The sequence below is a fragment of the Microcoleus sp. K4-B3 genome (genome assembly GCF_036704615.1).
Taxonomy (GTDB): Bacteria; Cyanobacteriota; Cyanobacteriia; order Cyanobacteriales; family Microcoleaceae; genus Microcoleus.
This window is the reverse complement of record NZ_JAUBSF010000074.1, coordinates 12,682-35,426: the sequence shown is the minus strand read 5'-3', so window position 1 is coordinate 35,426 and position 22,745 is coordinate 12,682. Positions and strand designations below refer to the sequence as shown.

Here is a 22,745-nt window from a genome sequence, read left to right as displayed (position 1 = left end):
TTATTCATCTTTTTATTCACGATCGAGTATTGCATATAATTGTATCATAGTCTTGATACTCATTTAGGATTGCTATATGTGACCAATTCCTGGTAATAACCTGGAAAGGAGTACAGCCAGCCAAGGGTCTTTACTGGTTTTCCTCAATTCTTCAAAGCTGCGATTATTTGCCTTTCTTGCACATTGATGAGCATCAAACAGATTCCAAATATTAACCGCTATAGTAGCAAACAAGAGAACCAAGCCTATTCCTGTATCACCCGTAGGGCTAAAGATTAACCACCCTCCAATGCCAATTAATAAAATGTAAGAAATTATCAAGACAATTCCTCGTCTTACATTTCCGGAATATATCTGTCCAATTCCCGGAAAAAAAATTGATAAATTTACGGCAAACCAAGGCTCTTTACCGCGCACTGAAATATTCATAATTACCTGTGTTTATATTAGCATTTCGCCTTTTTGCGATCGCTCTGACATGATATCATTCTTGATGAAAAGAATGCGAGATTTAACTGTACAGCAGTCGCTTTCAATTCTGGTTCTAGGGAAATTGGGATTGCGTTTGGCTGTCCAGTGAGAGAAAATGGCCCAGCACCGGGTTTTTTAACCCGACCTGTAACTAAATGTAAATCGATTAGCGATCGCACCTTGGCCGTACCTTCAGAGGACTGATTCATCCCCATCGACCACAAATAAAGCACTCGCTGGGATTCTCCTCAGCATCGCGCCGCTGTTTCCACGTCCTCAACGTCGATGCCACAGCTACCCATAATTAATTTTCCCCCTCCCCACTCTCCCACTCCCTTCTCAATCGTTAATTAAGGTTGATTGACCGGACATGATATGGTTCATGGGTTGGGCTTTTTAATAAAATTTTGGAGGAAGTTTTCTTGAATTTCCTAACTTGTCAGGCTAATAGCAGTTACGATCGTCCACGCATCCACCAACAGCAACAGCAGCGTACATAAAAGTAAAATAAGATACATCCAAGGCTGCGACAAAGGGCGAACATCTCTAGTATCAATACCTGTTTTTGCTTCCACCAAACCGACTAATTTACCAAATCCAGCCACTCGCATTGGCAACAAATAACCTTCACCCGAATGACTCAAAAAATAGTAGACTAAACCTCCTTGACCGGTCGATCGAGGTTTGAGAGCTTTTACCTCAGTCCAAGGTAGCGACCAACCCTTGCGAAAAAAACGCGGAAACCACTTGGGATATGTGACTTCAATCCCTTCCTCGCTCAAAATTACCCTTTCACTGAGCACGCCGTACAGGCCCACAGCCCCGACAACAATTGCCGCCCAGAGTGCGGCGGGGGGAACGGGTGCTTGCGTTACTTCCGACAAAAACGGCAACGGAATTGTCAGGGCCGTGTACAAGCTCAACAGCGTGATTCTAATCAGGGGAGAAAGCCGGAATATCGCCGGCTCAAATACTGGGGCAGAAGATGGGGAAGAGGCGATCGGTTGTACTGACATGGCTGAAATTCGAGAAGCTGTTTAATGATATTTTTGCACAGTTGTCAGACCCGCCAACAAAACTCAGGGAAATACGAAAAACCGGATAATATTTGCAGTCGCGAGTTTCGATCTAAAATTCATTTCAGAAACTTTGATTCTTAAGTGTTGAGTTTTTAGCACTTTGCTGAAGTTGGAATTTTGAGCGCGGAGTTATCAATTCACTGACAATTTATAACTCAAAACTCACAACTCCGATTAATCAACGGCAGTTAGTGCCGGTACAGTCAAAGGTTCTGAGATTTCTCGGGATTTGGGGCGGCCGGCCATTGCTGTTCGATCGCCCTGAACTGCCTCTCGGGATCTGCTAGGATTGACGTTTGAATAGGGGCCTTCGTTAATCTGCAAGCGATCGCAAGGAATTTTATCCGACAAAATTGCACTGGCCATCATCCCGGTGTGAATTTCCAATGCTGCGGCCCGTATCGCTTCAAAAACTAAGCGCTGTCCGGGAAACACTACTCGTTCAAAGTACCAGTTAGGAATGTTGGCGATACGAGCAATCTGAATTTGACTGGTGGCGTTGACGTAGCAGCACAGAATCTTGCTGTCGGTGTCTGAGGGTAAGGGGTCAAGAATTTGAGCCATAACTGCTGAGGGAGCCTTGCCTAAAAGTTTTAGTTATATTCTCAGGCTAACACTAGGCGATCCCAGCCAACTGTAAAGCCGACTACCAACTCCCTAATACATGAGAGACCGATCGAACTTTAATTTATAATTTACTTGTATAAATATTGTTTTTTTGACCCCCAGGTTGGATATTCGGTCAATATACGCTGTATTTGCTTAAAAATTAGCTTTTTTCTGCTGCTGTCGCCGATCGACACCAACACGCTGGGCCTTGAGCCAGTTATAAAAATTTAAAAATATTTAATGTTAAATTGCGAAAATTAGAGATATTGTAAAGTTATATTAAAAGAATATTAACATAGTAGAAAAAGTTCCAGTTTAGGATATGGCAATTATGGAAAGCCGAGAAAACCGAGTCCTGTACGTTCGCCTCCCTTGCAATCCGATTTTTCCGATCGGAGTTGTGTATCTTTCGGATCACGTACACAAGCTGTTTCCCGATGTCGAACAGCGCATTTTCGATTTAGGTGCGGTGCCCCCCCTGGATTTCGCTAAAGCTTTGGATGCCAGCATAGACGAGTTTAAGCCGACGCTGCTAGTTTTCTCGTGGCGGGACATTCAAATTTACGCGCCCGTGGGCGGCAGGGGCGGCAATCCGCTGCAAAATGCCTTCGAGTTTTACTACGCCCAAAATCTGCTGATCAAGTTCCGGGGAGCACTCGGAGGACTGCGTTTGGCCGTGTCTTACTATACCGAACTCTGGCGCAATTTGGGACTGGTTAGGCGGGGATTGAAGCGGGCCCGGAAATACCGCCCTGAAGCTCGTGCAGTGGTCGGTGGCGGTGCTGTGAGCGTGTTTTACGAGCAGTTGGGACGCAGCTTGCCGGCGGGAACTGTGGTTTCGGTGGGGGAAGGCGAAGCTTTGCTGGAGAAGTTGATTAAGGGCGAAGATTTGGCCGAGGAAAGGTGTTATGTGGTGGGAGAAACCGTGCCGCGCGCGAAGCTAATTCACGAAAAGCCAGCCAACATTGAGAAAACTGCCTGCGACTATAACTACATCGAAACGATTTGGCCGGAATTTTCCTATTATCTACAGGATATGGACTTCTACGTCGGAGTCCAAACCAAGCGCGGCTGTCCTCATAATTGCTGTTACTGCATTTATACGGTGATTGAAGGCAAGCAAGTGCGGATCAATCCGGCGGATGAGGTGGTGGCGGAGATTCGGCAATTGTACGATCGAGGTATCCGCAATTTCTGGTTTACCGACGCTCAATTTATCCCAGCACGCAAATTCATCGACGATGCAGTTGAATTATTGCAAAAAATCATCGCCGCCGGCATGGACGACATCCACTGGGCTGCTTACATCCGTGCGGATAATCTCACACCAGAGTTGTGCGATTTGATGGTAAAAACGGGGATGAATTACTTTGAAATCGGCATCACCAGCGGTTCCCAGGAACTGGTTCGCAAAATGCGGATGGGCTACAACTTGCGAGTAGTTTTGGAAAATTGTCGCGATTTAAAAGCAGCAGGTTACAACGATCTGGTTTCCGTAAATTACTCATTTAACGTCATTGACGAAACCTTTGAAACCATCCGGCAAACTATTGCTTATCACCGAGAATTAGAGCGAATTTTCGGAGCCGATAAAGTAGAACCAGCTATTTTCTTTATCGGCTTGCAGCCGCACACAATTTTGGAAGAATACGCCTTTAAAAAGGATATTCTGCAACCTGGGTACGATCCCATGAGTTTGATGCCTTGGACAGCGCGCAAATTGCTGTGGAATCCCGAGCCTTTGGGTTCCTTTTTCGGACAAATTTGTTTAGAAGCTTGGCAGCGTAATTCCAATGATTTCGGCCGCGAAGTGATGGCAATTTTGGAGGAAAAACTCGGCTGTGCGGATTTGGAAGAGGCATTAACCGCGCCTGTGGAAATCAAAGACAAACAGTTGGCAGCAGTTAATTAATTACCAAGTTCGCAGTCAGGACGACGGTTATTTAAAAAATGGGAAATGGAGAAAAAATGTATCTTCTGTTTCCCTTTTTTTTATTCACTAAATAGCTAAGCGCAAATCAACATTAGCGTGTAACTGAGTCAATCGATTTTAGATTTTAGATTTTAGATTAAAGAATTGAAGCATTGACCCCACGGATAAATTCGGGGGCTTGTTTATCAGATACAGGTTTTTTATTTCTGGACGGATGAATCCGGGGGCTTGTATCCTAGATGCTTTCGGTCAGTTCGCGATCGCATGGGAGGCGAGAAACCGGGTTTCTAGGAAAATCAAAGGTTTAGTAACGAGAAATATATCAAGAAACCCGGTTTCTCAGATCGGCGCGAACAAGTCATAAAATCTTAAAAAAGTCCTCAATGCAAGAGATTGCTTTCCTTCGATCGCATTGACATACTTGTGTATTTTCACTGGTGTAAGGTGCACAGTTCGCACCTTACTTAAACCGACGGTGTACCGTGTTCCTGCATCTTTCACCTCTGATATTAAATATTATTAATATCCAGCAAAGATCGCTTAAGATGTAATTATATAGTTAAAACCAGGAGTGACAAGATGTTTTATAAAGATAGAGTTAAGGGCATTAAAGGAGTAGGTCTAGTTATGGCTGGCATTAGTGCGATTCCCTTCGGGATAGCTTCGCTTCACGGCTTTTTGACCGCTTCAGCACAAGCAACTGCATTAAATGAACCGATTGGGAAAGTTCGGGCGATCGCACCGAAGACTTTGGGCAATGATCGACCGCTGCAAATTGCTCAAGTTGAGGGATGTCCGAGGGACGAAATGGTGCAATCTTTCGCAACGCCCAACTTTTCTATATACATTTGCAAAACCCAGGAAGGCGATATTTTTTACCGAGGCTTCAGCAAAATAAATGGCAGCCAAATCAATGTCATGCAAGTAACTACAGGTGACGACGGAACTTATGAAGCGACTAACGGCAATATTATCTATTCGATTAACCCCCAACGGCTGCAAGTCCGGCAGAATGGTAAGGTAATTTTGACCGAAGGTGTTATCAAGTAGCACTAATTGTGATTCAACGATCGATCCTCTAAATTTAGGGTGTATTTTATTTCAGTGAAAAATTCAACACCAGCAAAAATATATTGATTCCTTAATAATCAAAAAGAATCAGTGGTAACGGTTATAAAATTGACTAACTTTTATTCAAATACCTCTCAATCAGGACGATCGCCACAATATCGTCCACCGGTCTCGGCGGCGTCCGCATTCCCTTTGGAATCAAGCGGTCGAGTCCCGTCGGAGGGTACATTTGCCAGTAGCGTTCCTTGGCTTCCAAACTGCTGTACCTCTCGTCCACCCGAACAATTTTGAGCGCAGGCGACAAACTCTGCGTCAATTTTTGTTTCCAACTCTTAGAAGTCGTTTGATCTCCGAGCACCAACAACTCAATTGAAAACTGTTCGCACAGAGATTGAATAGTCGAAATTGCACTCTCGGAGGGTACAACTTCATGGTAGGAAACATTGTTATCTGTACTCATGACGGCGATACCGCACTTGTCTTTACCTGGATCGAAACCTAAAATCATATTTATGAGTCCTGTTTTAATAAGTTTGTAGTTGCGATCGAGCGCCAGCCAACTCAATCGCCAACCTATATCTAATTTGATACTTGCATTCTTGACTGTCGCAAGATCTTTGCGGGCGATCGTACTTATTTGGCTTGATTTTTTTGTGGGATTGACATATTATATCATCATGGGCATCCATATTTAACTGGGAGTTGTAATAATGGAAGTCGAATTTGGTCATGTTCAGGAATACAATACAGAAAGAGGTTTCGGCTTTGTAAGCCGCACATTTAGGAATGCTAATCAACGACATAAAAAAAATGTTTGGTTTCACATCAAAAAAATCAAGTGTGATTACCCAAATTTGGCAAAAGAATTAGATGCTGGCTCCTTTGCAAATATTAACTTTTGGTACGAAGTTGATAATAGCGATCGCGAAAAAGTCGGTAAAGTCTGGCTAGATCCAAAAGATATTCCTCAGCAGCAACGAGATAGTTTATTTTCTCATATTGAACAACTATGGTGCAATCCTATTAATGCTCTTCCTGAATGGCTAGATTCCATCACAATTGCTGTGGTTGGAGAAGTTCGCAAAGATGAGTTGAAGAAACTTTATGATGAACAAATCCGTAAGCGAAATGAAGTAAAAGAGCAAGAAAAAATACAGAGACAATCTCGACATGAACAGGCACTGCGAAGTAACAATCCAACTCAATTATCCAAAGCTCCAGCACAAGTACATCTGTATGATGAAAAGAATCTTCAAATTCCATCAGCTAGAGAGCGTTTTCGTACCGAGAGAGGAGTGGCTGAGGCAATTTTTGATAACGAACTGCATGGCTTACCCCCTGAATTGATGGCAATTGTTCGACCATGCCCAAGGGAAAGTAGGATAAACTGGCGTTCTTTTGAGCCAGGTGGCAGTGACGTAGTAGTCGCTTATAGTCTCGGTCATGCTATTTTGTATGACTGGATTAAGTATGTTGATCGGTACATTAACGCAATCCAGCGAGACAACCCCGGTTTTCATCGACACATTGAGTCAATATATGGGCGTTTTTGTGAAGATAAGAGCGAGCGCAGGTTTGGTGTGTTTTCGCCAATATGGTATCGTGACAGGGACGGAGAATTTAATGATGCCATAGAAGCTTGCTTGGAAAGATATCAAACACAGATTGTGAAGGGTCATAAAACATTGCATGAAGAAGCGAAGAACTATTGGAAAACTACTTATGGTCTTTCCGATCAAGAAGTTGAAAATTTGCCGACGCTTTACAATCAGCACAAGCAGTATATGGAGGAAAATAGAAAGGATGCCATGAAAGCTCGCTGGGAAAGATATCAAAGAAAGAGGGATATGCGCAAAACATTGCATGAAAAAGTAAGCCAAGAATCATGGGACGACTTATGATCTTTCCGATCAAGCGACAAGTTGTACGATCGACAAACTCAAAAATATACTGTTACAATAATTATTACAAATGCTATGAATTGAGCAAAATTTTGTTCTGTGATGTCAATATCTCAGGGTTCGATTCTTAGTTTCTTTCTTTGCCTTCTTAGCGGTGCGGTGCGGTGCTGTGAGATTGTTGGTGGTGCTTCCAGATTTTTGGTGGCGACGCACCCTACGATTGCTATATATATGGCGGCACGGATTCCCATGATTTAATGATATGTCAAGGGCGCGAAAAAGTCAAGCAAAACTGTAATTAGATCGCCCAAAATCTTGGCTAAAATTCGATATGTCGATCGCACTTATTATTTAACTTTCACATCTCCGCCGCCCGGTGTTTGTTGTCCGGTGCGGAAAACAACGGCTCCGTTTTCAAGAGCAACTAAATCTATTTTAAGCGGGCCGGCGATGTAAGTGACATCTGCGGCGATCGCCTGAACATCCACCGGTTTCTCGTACTGCTGCAATCGCTCGATAAAATCCGCTAAAGTTTCAACCCGATTGTCGGCCACTTGGACTCTACCGCCGACAACGCCGATCAGGCGAGCGCGAAATTGACAAGCTTCTATCAATTGCAGCAACTGCTGCCGCACCTGTTCGTCGGTCAAAGTCACCGGATCGACAGCAACCCCTGCAATCACATCTCCAGCGCGGAACACAACTCGATTGATTTCTGCTTCTGCAAATACCTTAATTACCTTTTCTTCCCGCAGGTAATTAGCGCCGGCGACAATTCGCACCACGTAATCTTGACCGTCTTTAATCTGACTAATTAGTTGATCGATTTCTGCTTTAGTAATTTGAATAACCTGGTCTCTAACCTTCCTATTTTCCGGTTGCATGAGTCCGACGGTGGTTTTATTTGCTTCTTGCAAAAGTCGATCGATCGCGCCACTTGCCATACCGGGTTCGATAATGCGAACCACGCCAGCAGCTAAAATTTGACCGCGCCTGATGGCAACTGTACCCTCGCGGATTGCCTGAAAGTCGCGTTCCAAAACTTGCACTTGCTGCTGCAATAAAGTTTGTTGCTTTTCGAGTTGAGCTTGTTGCTGTGCCAAGGTTTCTAAGAGTGCTTCCCTCTCGGCAATTACTTTGTCGCGCTCGACAATAGTTCGATCGCGCTCGGCCAGATTTTGCACCCGCTGGGCAATTTCCTTGTCCCGCTGGGCAATTAGTTCGTTGCGATCGACAATTTCTGTGTCTCGCTTGGCAATTTCTGTGTCTCGCTTGGCAATTTCTGCGTCTCGCTGGGCAATTTCCTTGTCGCGCTGGGCTATTTGAGTTTTTACCTGCTCTCGCTGCTCGATTAACTGTTGGCGTTCCTCTTGCAGTTGGGCGATTTCCGATCCTAAAGTCGTTTTTTGAGCAGAAACAGTTTTCAATTGGTTCTCAGTGCGATCGAGCTGAGCTTTTGTAGTCGATCGGGCCGTTTCAACCAGTTTCAATTGTTCTTCGGTGCGGGATTTAGCCTCTTGCACACTGCTGAGCTGTTCTTCTGTCTGAGATTTAGCCGCTTCTACCTGACTTAACTGCTGTTCAGTTTTAGACTTGGCTGCTTGCACGCTGTTGAGCTGATCCCGCAGCGAGTTTAATTTTGTTTGCGTCCGAGCTTGCTCGGCATTAGCGGCTTGGAGGGATTGATTAATTTGCTCTAAATTGGCTCTAGCTTGCGCTTGAGCGGCTCTGGCTTGAGTTAATTCAGTTTCAACTCGATTTTTTTCTTGAGTGGTTTGGTTGAGTTCTTTGCGGGCGTTGTTGAGCCTTTTTTGAATCTCGTCTATTCTAAAAACTCCTGTTCGCAGCGGTTTGCTAGTCGCAAACAAAATGCCCAGAGTCAGTGCCGACAGGATGCTGCCGGCCATCACTGTCACAACAACAGCAGTATCGCGGGGGCGAAGTTTGAACAAGCTCAACCTTGCCTTGCCGACTTTCGTCCCAAGGCGATCGCTGACAGTGGCGATCACACCCCCCAACACTAAAATTACAAATACCAGGATGTATCCAGCAGTCATTCCGATTTTAGATTTTGGATTTTGGATTTTGGATTGAATCTAAAATCCAAAATCCAAAATCCGATACTTTCTCGGCATCAAGTGAATTGCTGGCTTAGGGCAACCGGGTTGTGGACTGTGATCTTTTTCTTGTGGATCGAGATCATTGTTTCTTGCCTGAGATCCCCGAGTAAACGAGTCACAGTTACCCGTGTCGAGCCGATCGCTTCGGCGATCGCCTGGTGGGACAGCTTCAAATCTATCGTAATCCCCTCTGTACCGGGCACGCCAAAATCCCGGCACAGAATCAGCAAAAAGCTGACGAGTCTCGAACCCATATCTCGGTGGGCCAGCGTTTCGATCATCATCTCGGTTTGCAAAATCCGAGACGACAGTCCCCGCAGCATCACCATCGACAGTTCCGGGTCTTCCTTGAGCGCTTTCTCTACTTGTTCGATCGGCAGCGAGATCAACTCTACCGGCGTAAAGGCTACCGCGTGGTAAAACCTGTCCGATCGGTGTCCCGTAATCAGAGACAGCACCCCAAATACGCTATTTTCGCGCAGGAGGGCGACTGTAATTTCTTCCCCTGCTTCGTAAACCCTGGAGAGCTTCACAGCACCTCTAATGAGAACGTAGACGCGCTCAGCCGGGTCTCCAGGGAAAAAAATTGTCTTGCCCCGTTCAAAGGTTTCCACAATGGGTGGAAACGCCCCGCCGCTGATTTGGCGGAACACGGCTGCTAGCGGTCTATCATGCGTCACGACTAGATCCTTTGTACTAATCAATACTTTATAACTTGCCGATTAAGCTTATTGAGTAAATATACTTCCCAACCTCCAATATATAGGGATTCTGTTACTTCCATCTAATGTTAAGGTAAACACACGCTGTATGATTAAATCTAGCCCTTCTCTTAACTTTTTCAATTCCGCCTCCATGTAGCTCCACAGCAAAATTAATATCAATTGTGTCTCAATTGTGTCTCACTTGTGTCTCAATTGTGTCTGAATCAGTTAAATCTGAATCAGTTGTGTCTAAACTGGCGGGGTTGTCGCAGAGAGCCAATGAGAACGGTGCAAGTTGCTTCTAGAAGAAATACAGATGATAGATTTGACCGGAAAAAATGCTCTTGTTACGGGCATTGCCAACAATCGCTCGATCGCCTGGGGCATTGCTCAGCAGCTCCACAAAGCTGGGGCCAATCTCGGCATAACTTATTTGAAGGACGAGAAAGGCAAGCACGAGCGCAAAGTCGCTGAACTGGTGGAACCGCTCAATCCCAGTCTGTATTTGCCCTGCAATGTCCAAGACGAGAGCGAAATTGAGTCTACTTTTCAAACGATCGCCGACAAGTGGGGCAAGTTAGATGTCCTGATCCACTGTCTGGCTTTTGCCGGCAAGGACGAACTTTCGGGAGATTTCACCAACACCTCGCGCCAAGGTTTCTCCAATGCTTTAGATATTAGCGCTTACTCGCTGGTGCGGCTTTGTGCTGCTGCTAAACCCCTGATGGCCGAGGGCGGCAGTATTGTGACGCTGACTTATTTGGGTGGCGTCCGGGTAGTTCCTAATTATAATGTGATGGGAATTGCTAAGGCGGCTTTGGAAATGAATGTTCGCTATCTAGCTGCTGAACTGGGCCCGTTAAATATTCGGGTAAATGCGATTTCTTCAGGCCCAATTCGGACTCTTGCTTCGTCAGCAGTTGGGGGTATTCTGGACATGATCCACCACGTTGAGGAAGTGGCGCCGCTGCGGCGGACGGTGACTCAGCAGGAAGTGGGAAATGCTGCGGCTTTTCTGTGCAGCAATCTCGCTAGCGGGATTACGGGTCAAGTTTTGTATGTCGATGCCGGTTACGAAATCATGGGAATGTAACGGTAGTCGAGAGTTTTGAGTGATGTAGGGGCGGGTTTAGACAATAAACTTTTACTTTAACAAGTAAGTTTTATTCAACAACCGCCCCTTTCGATAGTTTTGAGTTTGGCATAATTCTCTTAACTAAACACTTGAGAATCAGCGCCGATCGAGCTCTAATCTTCAATTACTAATTATCAATAACTAATGAATGACCAATTGCGAATTATGGAGATAATCGATCGCCCTTCTGTGCCTCCTGCAAGTTCAGTTCAACCAGCTAGGGCCGCCTTGGTGAAACGCACGACACTGGAAACGGATGTCACTGCTAGCCTCAATCTCGACGGTGTGGGAACTTGCAAGGCATCTACGGGGATTCCGTTTTTAGACCATATGTTGCACCAGATTGCTTCTCACGGATTGATCGATTTGGACGTGCAGGCGATCGGGGATTTGGAGATTGACGACCACCACACGAACGAGGATGTGGGAATTACCTTAGGCCAAGCGCTAGCAAAAGCTGTCGGGGATCGATCGGGCATTTCTCGCTTCGGACATTTCATCGCACCTTTGGATGAAGCTTTAATTGAAGTAGTGCTAGACTTTTCGGGACGGCCTCACTTAAGTTACAGCTTGGAAATTCCCAACCAGCGGATCGGCACTTACGATACCGAATTAGTGAGAGAGTTTTTTTCAGCGGTGGTGAACCACACTCAGATGACACTGCACATTCGACAGTTGCAGGGGGGAAATTCTCATCACATTGTGGAAGCGGCGTTCAAAGCATTTGCGCGAGCTCTGCGGATGGCGGTAGAAATCGATCCGCGGCGCGCCAGTCGGATTCCGAGTTCTAAAGGGGTTTTGTAGTATGAGGTTTGTAGTAGCGTTTGGGCGCTACTACAAACCTGTCACTCAAAATACGGATATCACTCTTGGATTTTTGAGCATTACTCAGTTAATATCTTTCGCATTGATGAGGTAAAGCTACAAATATTTCTGAAAGTAACGGCTCCTTTAACACCTATAAAAGGCTTCACAATGCTATGTCTAGAATTAGCTAAAGGTAGCATAAAATTCACAATAGCATACTTTTCACTGTCTGAGGTAATATCTGTTTCTAAAGTATGCAATTGAAAAATGCTACTATTAAAAATTGGAAAAGGGCTTTCTAAAGCGGCCAACTCTTGGTCAGAAAGCTCAATGTATTGTTCACAGGTTTTGATAAGATCGCATAAATCTTCAACCTCAATTGGTTTGGGCACAGAACTAATGGAAAATGCAACAAGCTCAGTGGTGCCAATGTTTAAGACGATAAATAGATTAACAACATTTTTAGAAGACATAAGTTTTCTTATATAAAAAGTAATCAGGTATCCGTCAGCCTCAAGGCAACATTTATTCGCCTCCTTTAATTTCGGTAGATTTGAAGGAGAGGGCATATATGAAGCTCTTCTGGCTTCCTTAAGACCTTCCATCTCTTTTGTCACCTTACACACGCAGTGTAAAAGTTCTTTTGTTTCTTCTTGAGACTTTCCTAATTTTATTTGAAAATCATTGATGACTATCCCATGACAAGCTTCATTAAGTAAATTCTGCAATAGACACATTTCCTGAAACAAAAAGCTAATTGTCATCAAGCTTTCACCGGACTGTTTAATCTCTTGAAGAATAGATTCAAAAAAACCTCTAGCCTGTCTGGGAGATACAGCCACTCTTGTTGTAAAACTATTTGGTATTACCTGTTGCACTTCCTGAACAAGTTTCAGGAAAAATTCTACTTCTTCGACCGACAACTGAATCGCAACGTTGTTATATGCTATTGTAGCAACCTTCATCATAATTTTTTCTATATTGAATTGACTAGACTTGTTGGAAAAGTGGAATAGGTTTGTAGTAAGGACTTTAGTGCTTAGTGATGAGTTGGCAAAGAAAGGACTTCAGTCCTTACTACAAACAAGTTAATCAAGACTTTTACTAACCAGTCGCATTCAATCTATCCAAAATGGGTTAAGAATCGGAAAGCATCCAGTACATGACTCGCACAAACGTAAGGGGAAGTATTGTAAAAAGCTTGCCAAGCCGTCGCTTTATCTTCGTCGTATTTATCTGCTCTTTCCAAGTGTTTACCCAGCCAATTCAGCCGCACCGCGTGACCGACTAATACATCTAAAACGATGTATTCTTCTACTTGCAATTCTGGATTGCGCTGGCCAATTGCCGCCAACTCCATCAGCGCCTCAATATTGACTTGTCGGTATTCTGGTGCCACAATTTTATTCAGCAAATGCTCGATTTGTAGCGCGAAATTCTTTTCACCAGGCGTCATTTCCGATAATATAATATGGCTATCTAACCGATTGCGCCGCTCTAATTTATCGCCAATAATCAAGCCTTTGCAGTGCCGCAGCAGTCCCCAAACACTCGGATAAAAATCTTTCGGTACGCGATTGACTGCGCCTTCCATTTGCCGCTTCCGCCGCCATCCTCCCGCAGGCATTTGCGGTTCTTCGGAAACTGGCGCTACTACCCATTCAATATCTTTTTCCGGCTGTTTGACGCGCAGGGATTCTTGCTGTTTGAGGATTTGATTCATTTCCTCGTATTCTGTCAACACTTGGCGCAGGCGATTTTTGATTTCAAAAGGGCTTAGCTGCATTAAATGTTCGTAAGCTTCATTCTGCGTCACTCCTAATTCGCGGGCTAATTCGCTTGTTAAAAGCAGAATAAAGTAGCTAACTCTCAGTGTCAGCAGACCTTTAAATAAGTTCGGTTCTGCTTTAATTAGGACGCTGAGGTAAATTAGAATTTCTTGGGTGAGAACTCGATCGCGAATGTCTTCTCCGCAGAATCCGCGAATTTTTTCCATTACTTCGGTATAAGAACCCGGCCGCGAAATTATCGAATCTTCGCTGTAGGCTTTCCCCACAGCAATCTGTTTTTGCCGCACCAAAATGTCTGTCACCGCATCGGACAAGCTGATATCAACCTTGTCCAGCAAACCTGCGGCATGGCGAATGACAGCCCATTGGATTTTCGATTGCGAACTTTCTCCAGCTTTTGTATAAACTTCGTTAAGTAAATCCACAACTTGTACTATTTCTGCCGCACCTCCAAATCCGGTATCAAAATTTAATCCTTTGAGGCGAACTAACGTGTGCAGCAACTCAATTTGTTCGTACAAATTTTCTGAGTCCTGCAGGCTAGTTAGCAAGAATTGAGTATTAGTTTCGCACTCTAATTTAAATTCTTGCGTGTGACCCAAAGGCCAAGTTTTTTCAGGATTGTAAGTTAGATAGCTGCGCGTTTCTACTGCACCTGTCACTGGAGATTCGGTAAATTCAAAATCGTGCATGAAATCAATTCTTTCGGTGCCAGCAGTCAGCATTAACTGCTTAAGATTTCCGAGTTTAACTGGCGTGTTGTTACAGTCTCCATCCCGGAATTCCTTCATTAATTCTAACAACGCTTCCCGACCGGTTTCCAGCATCGTGTGAGTCAGCATCAGCGTTACTGTAGGGCGTCCCAACTGATACCAGTGGCGGTGAATGTGAGCTATTTCGCTTTTGATTTTAGATACTAGAAAATGGTAGTCTAGAGTTAGGTAAAATTCTTGTCTGTCCAAAAATGAGGGGAGAAAAACGATCGCCTCTTCGCGAATTTTAAACACCCGAGAAGTTGTTAAACTCCGCAGACGGCGCACGGGGCGCCCGGTTAAACCTAATGGGTCGTTGCGTCCAATTTGCGTGTAAATAGCTGATAATTCTTTAGTCTGGCGGACTTGAATTGGTTCTACCTGTTTTGGGGTTTGCGCGGCAATGCCGTTAGCGGCTAATTCTGCTTGTAAATCTTCGTCTTCAGCTAACAGTGCAATTTGCACTAAAGGTTCTCTGTGTTGCCCCACTGACAGGTGCCTTCCCAGCGGGTCGATATCGCCAACTGCGATTAATCCTTCGTTCAGCAATTGACCGAGAAAATACAAACTTTGCGCCCAAACTAGGGGAATATTTTCATTGGGCAAGCGCTGCTGGCTGCTGGGATTTAACTTTTCTGCTTCTATATTTTCGGCGGGCAGGTAGTACAATTCTGGTAGCAGTGGCAAACCAGAGCGATCGACTGCTAGAGATTCCAAACGCTGCTGGTACTCCTGCACTTGGGCTTGATTTCCCTGAAATATGCCGTCCAAAAATAAATAAGTGAAAAATAGCGGCCACTCGCATTCAATGTGCTCGAACTGCCTTAATTCTGTGGGTTCGTAGTGCAGGCGATCGGCATCTTCCAAAACTGTTTGGTGTCCGTCCCGCAGAAACCGCTTGCAGCCGTATTTTCCTTGCAACTTGTCAATAATTTTATTCCGAGTCCGTTCTATTAATTCTCGGTCTTCAACAGCAAAAGCCGGAAAACTAATCACGCTCAATAAAGCAGCATCTACTTCTTTTGAACTAGATTCGCGAGGCAAAAGCGATTCCAAAGTTATGCGACTTCTGGCAATTTCGTCTGGCAAAACGTGAATAACAGATGCTTGAGAGCCTTTAATCCCGAACAAATCCAACCCATTTATTGCTTCCAGCGCTGCTTTTGCCATGCCAACTGAACTGGCGTTCAATTCTGCATTGCCGCGATTGATTTTATGGCCTCTTTCCCAAATTCCGTAATCTGGCGTGCGGTAGGCTCTACCGATGTAGTAAACTAAATTTTGCACGAAATTGACTTCATCAATTGTAAAAATTACGTGCAGCCCGGAAGCCGTCATTTGAGCAAGAATTAATAAGAATATAGATGTAGCGTCTAACTGTAAATGTCCCCACTTGTCATCACCAACAACAATACTTCCAGTTTGAGTATTATATTTAGCGTGCAGGGCATCTAGCGGCGATTGAGTATTTTTAAAATATTCTACTTTGCTCGATTGCTGCATCATCGCAAACAGCAAGCCGCGCATCAGTTTGACTGTGCCGTGTTCTAGTTCAAATGTTCTGCCGCGATCGTCATCAATTTTGCGGTAAGCTAAACCCAAACCCCAAACTGCAAGAATGCTGTACACGTTGTCGCGCACCCAAGCATCGGTGTAGTCGCCGTGGGCGTTAACGGCGGTACTCGCCGGCAGCAAACCCGTAATTGGGTTCTGACGCTTGAGAATGACGGTTTTGATTTGTTGGTAGTAATAATCTAACCTCGTTTGTCGCTGAGTTGTTGCGATCGCCATTTCGTTTTCCTTGTTTTTCCTGATGCGAGCCGAATTGCGGTGAATAGACTTTTAAATATATCAGAGTTCAGATTATTTCTCAAGTTTTGCAAACACAAAAAGGTGATTGCCATGTCTAGCCGCAACAACAATAACAACACCGTTCCTTTCGTAAAAATTGTCTACTCTACAGTGAAAATTAATGGTAAAATTGAGCTAGTACCGATGGAATGGTACGCTGACGGCTCTGTCAAAAAAATTGAACACTAATGCTCGATCGCACTTGGCAGCCTAACTCTAATGGACTTGCGCGCCGCGTACAAAAAACCCGGTTTCTGGGCCACGGAATGATGACTTAACAGAATCTTTGTGGCACAAACCGGGTTTTTTGCGTCCAAAAGTAGTCTAGCATCGATCGCCAATCTAAGCTAATTTAAATAACTAGGTGTGTAGGAATCTCAAAGAAAACAATATGGATCGATCGCAGCCGCAATTTTCAGTGCTGGGACTACCAGTTCACATATTAGATGATTATGCAGGTTGGCTGATGGAGCGCCTGCATCAAGGGTTGGGAAGTCATGTGGTGACTTTGAATGCTGAAATGGCCATGCAAGCCGAGCAAAATCAGGCTTTAGCAGATGTAATCCGCAAAGCGGAACTGGTGATTCCCGACGGTTCGGGAGTAGTGTTGTACTTGCGGCTGCGCGGCAAACCGGCGCAGCGCTATCCAGGGATTGAATTAGCAGAATCGCTGCTGCAAGAAGCCGGAAAATTGCCTGATTCAGAACCACTCTTTTTCTTTGGAGGTTCCCCCGGAGTGGCGGCTGCGGCGGCAGAAACTTGGCAGCAAAAGGTTAACGGATTGTCAATTGCTTCTCAACACGGTTATCTTTCCGCAGATGAAGAGAAAGACTTCCGTGAAAGCCTCAAAAAAATGCAGCCTAAACTGATTTTTGTAGGCTTGGGAGTGCCGCGCCAAGAATTTTGGATTGCCGAACACCGACACCTTTGTCCTGATTCGATTTGGGTGGGAGTTGGCGGCAGTTTCGATATTTGGGCAGGAACAAAAACCCGCGCGCCGGCTTGGTTTTGCGACAATCATTTAGAATGGCTGTACCGGCTTTATCAAGAACCTTGGCGGTGGCGCAGGATGTTAGCTTTGCCCCAATTTGCATTGAAAGCTTTGGGGGATTTTCGAGCTTAAAAGCAGTCACAATAAAATAGGTTTGTAGTGAGGACTTTAGCCCTCATGACGAACCTATAGCAATCCTAAATGATTTTCTATGTATAGGTGTACTGATGAATTTTGGGGAAATCAAATTTATGTTCCTTGGTGAAAAACTCTCTCCAAAAATTTGATGATCTTAAAAGACTTACATAAATACCAATACTTTCGTAAAAAATTTTTAGATTGTAACCAAATATCTTCAACGGGATTTTGTTCGGGAGCATTGGGAGCAAATAAAATACAATTGATTGACCATTCTTCAGGTTCTTTGTCACGATTAACTGATGACAAATAATCTCTGAATTCTCCATATCTATGATAACTAGCTCCATCTCAAATCAAGATAATTCTCCGCAATGCATATTTATTTTGTAAGTATTTTATGAATTCAACTGTTGATTTTTCATCGCCCGATTCATAACCTTGAGCATGGAATTGTTTGGTTTGATAATTTAATGCACCAAAATAAGTTTGTCTATTTTTTTGATTGGTAATTGGGACTTCAATTCTTATGTCAGAGCGACCCCAAGCGTAGCCATTGATATCGCCATGAAGTAGATGACATTCATCTAAAAACAATACTATTATTTCCCCAGATTCTATACCCGCCTTGTTTTGGGATAAAATATTGTTAATTTCTTCCCTCTTTTTTTTGACCAGTTCCTCATCCGATTTGGGATTGATTTTCTGAGTTTTTTTCCAGGTAATCTTAGCCATAGATAAAAGTTCATAGTAGCTCTGTTTGGATTTATATATGACACCAAACTCTCGCTCTAAATAAGTAACTAGCTCATCGAAATCCCAATATTCTTTATTTTTAAGCCATTCGATTACTTCAGTTTTCTGTAGAGATGTTAAATATCCTTTTGACCCTTTATGTCCTAGTTTTATCCCTGTGACACCTTTGGTTTTAAATTGTTTTTTCCAATAACCCACAAAAAATTCACTTACACCTAATATTTCGCTAATTTCATTGTAGGACTTACCGACCATCGCCATCCTTACAGCTATTGCTCGTTTAAGTTCTCTGGCATCGATATCACTTTCAATGAAATATTCTAACGAAGCTTTTTCTTTTTCCAGGTCTTTTTGTTGTAGTTGTAATTTATTCATCTTTTTATTGTCACAATCAAGTATTGCATATAATTGTATCATAGTCTTGATAATGATTTAGGATTGCTATATTGCCATTAGACAATGTAAGGAGAATCGATCGCCTTAGCCCGATTAATCGCCACCAAAGTCTGGTAAATCAAAACCGAAATCTCAGCGCGGGTAATATCCCGCTGCGGCGAAAGCCAATCGCGGGAAGGATAATTAACCACAATCTTCAAAGCAGTTGCTGTGGCGATCGCACTTAAAGCATAATTAGGAATTTGAGAGCGATCGATGTAAACTTTCAAAGAATCAGGATTGCCGCCCTTCAGTTCCAAACCGTTAACCAAAGACACGATCGCCTCAGCCTTAGTCAAATTCTGATTCGGGCCGAACTTCAACCCCGGAAACCCCGCCAAAAAGCCCCCCCGATTTGCCCGTTCGATCGCACTTCTCGCCCAAAAACTAGCAGAAACATCAATAAAATTGGTAGCCGCCACCCTCGGAATCGGACTAAACGCACTCACCAACAGCGCCGCATATTGAGCGCGGTTTAAACTGTCATCAGGCCTAAAAGAACCGTCAGGAAAACCGCTAATTATATTCGCCGCAGCCAAAGCTTCAATAAACTTCTGTGCCCAATGTCCAGAAATATCGCTGAACACCGCACCCCCGATATTCGGATTGCCACCGCCCTTTCTCACCGCAGCTTGCACAGCTTTAAAAGCATTCACTTTCCCGTAACCAAACCAATCGCTGCGACCGTTGTTAAGATCGTAATTTCCCATGCGATTGCCTAACTGGGGATCGGGATCGGGATCGACAATTTTCTCAGCAGTTTGTTCGAGAATTCCCCGCACTTCCCGCGCCGTCAAACGGGGGTTAGCCGAAAGTATCAACCCTGCAACCCCAGCGACTACTGGAGTGGCGCTGGAAGTACCGCCAAATGTATTAGTATAGTCCCCCCAATCGTAGCCCCGATCGCCGACTCGATCGGCAGTAAACACCCCCAAACCGGGCAAATACTGCGTCACCTCCGGCGGCGTGCCGATAAATCCGGTTTCGGGCAACCAAGTTCCCGGCGGCGCGTTGTTGCTGGGGGCGCAAACCGAGATGCTGGTGCCCCAATTGCTGTAAGCTGCTTTTTTGTTGAGGGAAGTGGAAGCGCTGACGGCAATTACATCGGGGTGAACAGCAAATCCTGCCAGCCATCTAGTTTGACCGCCCAGGACGTTGTTGGGCCAGCCTTTCTCGTTAACAGTACCGTTGACTGGGCGGTTGGCATTGCCCGCAGCGAACAGAATAACGCAGCCTCTGCCGCCCCGCCCTTGGGTTGCTGCTTTGGTGATGACTGCACTCTGCCGCAGGGAAAGGGGATAGTAAACTGCTGAAGGCCCCCAACTGCAAGAAATGACGGCGGCCCCTTTTTCGATCGCCCAATTAAATATTTTTTCGACAGAATCGTCATCGAGAAAACCCGTGGTACGGATGGGCATCAGGGCGCAGCCGGGGGCGACGCCGACAATGCCTTTGCCGTTTTCTTCAGCAACGGCGACGCCGGCACAACTTGTGCCGTGGTTGTCTGAGTCTGCGACTGGCATCGGGGAAGTGTCGCCGTCTTTGAAATCGATGGGTGAGACGATTTTGCCTTGGCCTTGAAAATCTGGGTGGGTGATGTCAACTGAATCGTCGGCGATCGCAATTACGATCGATCGAACTCCGCGAGTCATGTCCCAAGCTGGTTCGGCATAAATTTGAGCACCGCCGACAAGTTGGTTGCCGCCTTTGTTATTGAGATACCACTGTTTGGGATAAAGCGAATCGCGGGGCGTGTAATGCTGCTGCGTCTCTACTAAAATATTGGGTTCAGCGATCAGAACTTCTGGATATCTTGTCAGGCGGTTGGCAATTTTAACCGGGTTTTCTGTTGCTTGTTTGGTGACTTCGCAGACGAAGGTGTTGGGAATTCCTTCTACTGGCCGGACTATTTTTAAAGCTGCTGCATTGGCGATCGCTTTTCGCGATTGTTCGTCTACTTGTTCCCCAAATTGAATAGTAATTTGGTCTGTCAGATAAAAGAATGTACTCGGATTTTTGGCGGGGCAATAGACGTGGCTGGCAAAAGCTACGGCATCGCTGGCGCGGGCTGTTTGCATTGCTGCTTCTAGGCGATCGGGCGCAACTAGATATTCTTCCAGATTGCTTTGGCCGACGCGACGGTTGAGTTTTGCCCCAGTTGTTGCAGCCCAATCGTTTGAGGCTGATGCTGTTGATGAGGGGCGGACTGTAAAGCGATCGTCCGCTTTTGACAACAGCAATTCATCGCCGCCGCGCTGCAAAATCACTGCCAGACTTTCATCGGGGACTCCAATTCCTTGATAAATTTGTAAGGTAGTCGCGGAAAGTTCGATCGGTTGTGTCATCAGAAATGCCTTTGTTTAATTTTAATCCAGTCTTACTATATTCTCAAGAACAGGCATCCTGCCTGTTCCACAAAAACTGAATTTTCTTGTGGGGTGGGCTTTGAGCAACACCCGTAAAAGGCTTATTAACAATGATTCAGCAAGTCCCCTCAAATAAACACGCTAGGATTAACATTGAAAAATTCTCCCAGCGCCTTAGCTTGGGCTTTGCTAATCGCCCGTTTACCATTAACCACCTCAGAGACTACTCCTTTGGAACCAATCACACCCACTAAATCGGCTTGTTTGAGTTCGCGAACTTCCATGAGATGCAATAGAACATCCCGGGGAGTCGCTTCTGGGATTGGGTAATACTTGGCTTCATATTCTTCGATCAACAGAGCCCAGAGGCTCAGTAAAGTTTCTTCTTCTAATGTTAATTCTTCCTGAGACATCAGAGATTCTACTTCTGCGAGGGCAATATCGTAATCTTCTTCGTTCAGGATGGGCTTAGGCTGCGATTTCGCCAGTAGTTGACCGTAAGCTGTTTTCTCAATTGTTATATTCATGGTTCATTCCATTGTTTAATTAGACATGGTTCTCAAGTAGAATCTGGGTGTTTGTTTCTAGATCTCCTGATTTTGACGATTGGTGTAAATGTTTTTGATTTGTTAAATTTATCCGGAAATTTGTATTTATTCCCCTATGCTTAGGGATAATTTAACTTATTTTTATTTTGACTTCATCTTCATTTTCCCAGTTGATTTTGCTATATTCGGCATGAGTTAAAAACTGCTTAAAATATATAATTTTGCTTTTGTATTTAACTTGTACAATTAATCGATACTGATTGCCTTTAATATTAAAAATGGTATATCCACAGACTTGATCGACCGATCGCGAATATCCGTTTCGCACATCTTCTAGAGATTGCCAATCGTTGTCTTGGATTAGCTGGTACCAGGATTCGATCGCACTCTGGGCATCCGGGTAGGGTTCGATCGCACTCAGAAGATTTTTCTTAGAAATCAGTCTCATAGATCGTTTCTCAACTACGATTCTATCTTCTCATTTTGAGAACGACCAGTCAAGTCTCTACTTAATTTTTCCTAAAGAACCTTTTGCCCGATCGAACCCTTTGACATTTCAAAAAATTTGGTTTACACTTAGCCGGTTGCGATCGCCAATGGTAAGATCGGCTCAAGCTAAATATTTTTTTAAAGCGCACAGGCGCAAAGTAATTTCATGGTATACTCTGGAACTGTTTGCTGGCTTCGCTCCACTGCCCGGATTACGATCGGGGCGATCGCAGCTTTTACCCTGTTGCAACCGCTCCAAGTCCAAGCACAACAACCTTCTGCGCCAGAGAACCAACCGCAAGTCGAACCCGCCGACGACCCCACAGACCCCAACAATCTCCGCCCTCTAACGCAAGACAGCAGCCTGCTGAGTGTCCAGGGAGGTCAGCGTTTGATGACAGAAGCCAGCAGTGCTATTTCCAATCAGAATTACGCACTCGCTACTCAAAAACTCCAAGAATCCCGCCAAATTTTCAATCAACTATCCAACTTCTACCAACAACTGGGGAGCAGTTTTGCCGGAATTGACATCCGCTTGGCCGAAAGCCACCGCACCAAAGCTGTAGAAACAGCCCAAATGCGCGACGAAGCTACCTATCGGCTGGCTTTGGTACACCGGGCGCAAAATAAGCCCGAACTGGCTGTGCCCCTGCTGATTCAGATTATTCGATCGCAGCAGCCAACTCGCGACTTGGGCAAGAAAGCTTACCAGCAGTTACTGGAATTGGGTTTTGTGGATTCGCCCTTTCCCCGACCTGCCAGCAGTCAACCGAGCTCATCGACAAAATAGTTCCCCTAA

At 44.8% G+C, this 22,745-nt stretch carries 20 protein-coding genes and 1 pseudogene; 8 read left to right on the top strand and 13 right to left on the bottom strand.

Annotation, left to right across the window (positions count from 1 at the left end; translation table 11 throughout):
• Window positions 1-72: 72 nt before the first annotated feature.
• From QUA78_RS24545 to QUA78_RS24530, 4 genes and pseudogenes are all read right to left on the bottom strand, one after another.
• Entirely contained in the window at window positions 73-429 is a 357-nt protein-coding gene (locus QUA78_RS24545) for a hypothetical protein (RefSeq protein WP_333302276.1), read from the bottom strand.
• Window positions 430-557: 128 nt separating this feature from the next.
• Window positions 558-770 (bottom strand): annotated as a pseudogene (locus QUA78_RS24540) (nitrate reductase); the annotation flags it as partial.
• 132 nt (window positions 771-902) lie between these two features.
• Window positions 903-1,487, bottom strand: a complete 585-nt coding sequence (locus QUA78_RS24535) for a hypothetical protein (RefSeq protein ID WP_333302275.1) — start codon at window positions 1,485-1,487, stop codon at window positions 903-905.
• A 237-nt stretch (window positions 1,488-1,724) separates the two neighbouring features.
• Window positions 1,725-2,114 carry a DUF1830 domain-containing protein gene (locus QUA78_RS24530; protein WP_333302274.1) on the bottom strand — a complete coding sequence of 130 codons (390 nt, stop codon included), beginning with the start codon at window positions 2,112-2,114 and terminating at the stop codon, window positions 1,725-1,727.
• A 376-nt stretch (window positions 2,115-2,490) separates the two neighbouring features.
• Between QUA78_RS24530 and QUA78_RS24525 the strand changes: the two genes are divergently transcribed.
• Both QUA78_RS24525 and QUA78_RS24520 read left to right on the top strand, forming a co-directional pair.
• Window positions 2,491-4,071: a photosystem II high light acclimation radical SAM protein gene (locus tag QUA78_RS24525; RefSeq protein WP_333302277.1), complete on the top strand. Its 1,581-nt coding sequence runs from the start codon at window positions 2,491-2,493 to the stop codon at window positions 4,069-4,071.
• Window positions 4,072-4,671: 600 nt separating this feature from the next.
• Window positions 4,672-5,142, top strand: coding sequence for a hypothetical protein (locus tag QUA78_RS24520; RefSeq protein WP_333302273.1), 471 nt, complete (start codon window positions 4,672-4,674; stop codon window positions 5,140-5,142).
• Between the two features lie 133 nt (window positions 5,143-5,275).
• Here QUA78_RS24520 and QUA78_RS24515 read toward each other — a convergent pair whose 3' ends face one another.
• On the bottom strand, window positions 5,276-5,671 hold the full coding sequence (locus tag QUA78_RS24515; RefSeq protein WP_333190677.1) for a pre-16S rRNA-processing nuclease YqgF: 396 nt from the start codon (window positions 5,669-5,671) through the stop codon (window positions 5,276-5,278).
• Window positions 5,672-5,873: 202 nt separating this feature from the next.
• On the opposite strand from QUA78_RS24515, the gene QUA78_RS24510 reads away from it, so the two are divergent.
• Complete coding sequence (locus QUA78_RS24510) at window positions 5,874-7,064, top strand: hypothetical protein (RefSeq protein ID WP_333302271.1); 1,191 nt, start codon at window positions 5,874-5,876, stop codon at window positions 7,062-7,064.
• Between the two features lie 347 nt (window positions 7,065-7,411).
• On the opposite strand, the gene QUA78_RS24505 is transcribed toward QUA78_RS24510, so the two are convergent.
• A complete protein-coding gene (locus tag QUA78_RS24505) occupies window positions 7,412-9,121 on the bottom strand; it encodes a DUF3084 domain-containing protein (protein WP_333302270.1) in 1,710 nt (569 codons plus the stop codon).
• 77 nt (window positions 9,122-9,198) lie between these two features.
• Window positions 9,199-9,864 carry a global nitrogen regulator NtcA gene (gene ntcA, locus QUA78_RS24500; protein ID WP_006634020.1) on the bottom strand — a complete coding sequence of 222 codons (666 nt, stop codon included), beginning with the start codon at window positions 9,862-9,864 and terminating at the stop codon, window positions 9,199-9,201.
• A gap of 340 nt (window positions 9,865-10,204) precedes the next feature.
• Here ntcA and fabI point away from each other — a divergent pair, with 340 nt between their 5' ends.
• Window positions 10,205-10,981 (top strand): enoyl-ACP reductase FabI, encoded by a 777-nt coding sequence (gene fabI / locus QUA78_RS24495; RefSeq protein ID WP_006634022.1) that lies wholly within the window; start codon window positions 10,205-10,207, stop codon window positions 10,979-10,981.
• Window positions 10,982-11,188: 207 nt separating this feature from the next.
• Window positions 11,189-11,827 carry an imidazoleglycerol-phosphate dehydratase HisB gene (hisB, locus tag QUA78_RS24490; protein WP_242725824.1) on the top strand — a complete coding sequence of 213 codons (639 nt, stop codon included), beginning with the start codon at window positions 11,189-11,191 and terminating at the stop codon, window positions 11,825-11,827.
• Window positions 11,828-11,907: 80 nt separating this feature from the next.
• Here hisB and QUA78_RS24485 read toward each other — a convergent pair whose 3' ends face one another.
• Both QUA78_RS24485 and QUA78_RS24480 read right to left on the bottom strand, forming a co-directional pair.
• Entirely contained in the window at window positions 11,908-12,798 is an 891-nt protein-coding gene (locus QUA78_RS24485; RefSeq protein ID WP_333302269.1) for a hypothetical protein, read from the bottom strand.
• Between the two features lie 155 nt (window positions 12,799-12,953).
• Window positions 12,954-16,163: a glycoside hydrolase family 15 protein gene (locus tag QUA78_RS24480; RefSeq protein ID WP_333302268.1), complete on the bottom strand. Its 3,210-nt coding sequence runs from the start codon at window positions 16,161-16,163 to the stop codon at window positions 12,954-12,956.
• Between the two features lie 111 nt (window positions 16,164-16,274).
• Between QUA78_RS24480 and QUA78_RS24475 the strand changes: the two genes are divergently transcribed.
• Window positions 16,275-16,412 (top strand): hypothetical protein, encoded by a 138-nt coding sequence (locus QUA78_RS24475; protein ID WP_333190668.1) that lies wholly within the window; start codon window positions 16,275-16,277, stop codon window positions 16,410-16,412.
• Window positions 16,413-16,614: 202 nt separating this feature from the next.
• Complete coding sequence (locus QUA78_RS24470; protein WP_333302267.1) at window positions 16,615-17,346, top strand: WecB/TagA/CpsF family glycosyltransferase; 732 nt, start codon at window positions 16,615-16,617, stop codon at window positions 17,344-17,346.
• Window positions 17,347-17,703: 357 nt separating this feature from the next.
• On the opposite strand, the gene QUA78_RS24465 is transcribed toward QUA78_RS24470, so the two are convergent.
• The 4 genes from QUA78_RS24465 to QUA78_RS24450 form a co-directional block, all read right to left on the bottom strand.
• Complete coding sequence (locus QUA78_RS24465; RefSeq protein ID WP_333302266.1) at window positions 17,704-18,483, bottom strand: IS630 family transposase; 780 nt, start codon at window positions 18,481-18,483, stop codon at window positions 17,704-17,706.
• A gap of 77 nt (window positions 18,484-18,560) precedes the next feature.
• Window positions 18,561-20,888 carry a S8 family serine peptidase gene (locus QUA78_RS24460; RefSeq protein WP_333302265.1) on the bottom strand — a complete coding sequence of 776 codons (2,328 nt, stop codon included), beginning with the start codon at window positions 20,886-20,888 and terminating at the stop codon, window positions 18,561-18,563.
• 149 nt (window positions 20,889-21,037) lie between these two features.
• A complete protein-coding gene (locus QUA78_RS24455; protein ID WP_333302264.1) occupies window positions 21,038-21,436 on the bottom strand; it encodes a transcriptional regulator in 399 nt (132 codons plus the stop codon).
• Window positions 21,437-21,587: 151 nt separating this feature from the next.
• On the bottom strand, window positions 21,588-21,905 hold the full coding sequence (locus QUA78_RS24450) for a type II toxin-antitoxin system HigB family toxin (RefSeq protein ID WP_333302263.1): 318 nt from the start codon (window positions 21,903-21,905) through the stop codon (window positions 21,588-21,590).
• A gap of 207 nt (window positions 21,906-22,112) precedes the next feature.
• Here QUA78_RS24450 and QUA78_RS24445 point away from each other — a divergent pair, with 207 nt between their 5' ends.
• Window positions 22,113-22,736 (top strand): hypothetical protein, encoded by a 624-nt coding sequence (locus tag QUA78_RS24445; RefSeq protein WP_333302262.1) that lies wholly within the window; start codon window positions 22,113-22,115, stop codon window positions 22,734-22,736.
• Window positions 22,737-22,745 lie beyond the last annotated feature (9 nt).

Excerpts from the sequence above, each read along its gene's own strand:
- QUA78_RS24545 (WP_333302276.1), bottom strand. The coding sequence starts at position 429 with ATGAATATTTCAGTGCGCGGTAAAGAGCCTTGGTTTGCCGTAAATTTA.
- QUA78_RS24535 (WP_333302275.1), bottom strand. The coding sequence starts at position 1,487 with ATGTCAGTACAACCGATCGCCTCTTCCCCATCTTCTGCCCCAGTATTT.
- QUA78_RS24530 (WP_333302274.1), bottom strand. The coding sequence starts at position 2,114 with ATGGCTCAAATTCTTGACCCCTTACCCTCAGACACCGACAGCAAGATT.
- QUA78_RS24525 (WP_333302277.1), top strand. The coding sequence starts at position 2,491 with ATGGAAAGCCGAGAAAACCGAGTCCTGTACGTTCGCCTCCCTTGCAAT.
- QUA78_RS24520 (WP_333302273.1), top strand. The coding sequence starts at position 4,672 with ATGTTTTATAAAGATAGAGTTAAGGGCATTAAAGGAGTAGGTCTAGTT.
- QUA78_RS24515 (WP_333190677.1), bottom strand. The coding sequence starts at position 5,671 with ATGATTTTAGGTTTCGATCCAGGTAAAGACAAGTGCGGTATCGCCGTC.
- QUA78_RS24510 (WP_333302271.1), top strand. The coding sequence starts at position 5,874 with ATGGAAGTCGAATTTGGTCATGTTCAGGAATACAATACAGAAAGAGGT.
- QUA78_RS24505 (WP_333302270.1), bottom strand. The coding sequence starts at position 9,121 with ATGACTGCTGGATACATCCTGGTATTTGTAATTTTAGTGTTGGGGGGT.
- fabI (WP_006634022.1), top strand. The coding sequence starts at position 10,205 with ATGATAGATTTGACCGGAAAAAATGCTCTTGTTACGGGCATTGCCAAC.
- hisB (WP_242725824.1), top strand. The coding sequence starts at position 11,189 with ATGGAGATAATCGATCGCCCTTCTGTGCCTCCTGCAAGTTCAGTTCAA.
- QUA78_RS24485 (WP_333302269.1), bottom strand. The coding sequence starts at position 12,798 with ATGATGAAGGTTGCTACAATAGCATATAACAACGTTGCGATTCAGTTG.
- QUA78_RS24480 (WP_333302268.1), bottom strand. The coding sequence starts at position 16,163 with ATGGCGATCGCAACAACTCAGCGACAAACGAGGTTAGATTATTACTAC.
- QUA78_RS24475 (WP_333190668.1), top strand. The coding sequence starts at position 16,275 with ATGTCTAGCCGCAACAACAATAACAACACCGTTCCTTTCGTAAAAATT.
- QUA78_RS24470 (WP_333302267.1), top strand. The coding sequence starts at position 16,615 with ATGGATCGATCGCAGCCGCAATTTTCAGTGCTGGGACTACCAGTTCAC.
- QUA78_RS24465 (WP_333302266.1), bottom strand. The coding sequence starts at position 18,483 with ATGAATAAATTACAACTACAACAAAAAGACCTGGAAAAAGAAAAAGCT.
- QUA78_RS24460 (WP_333302265.1), bottom strand. The coding sequence starts at position 20,888 with ATGACACAACCGATCGAACTTTCCGCGACTACCTTACAAATTTATCAA.
- QUA78_RS24455 (WP_333302264.1), bottom strand. The coding sequence starts at position 21,436 with ATGAATATAACAATTGAGAAAACAGCTTACGGTCAACTACTGGCGAAA.
- QUA78_RS24450 (WP_333302263.1), bottom strand. The coding sequence starts at position 21,905 with ATGAGACTGATTTCTAAGAAAAATCTTCTGAGTGCGATCGAACCCTAC.
- QUA78_RS24445 (WP_333302262.1), top strand. The coding sequence starts at position 22,113 with ATGGTATACTCTGGAACTGTTTGCTGGCTTCGCTCCACTGCCCGGATT.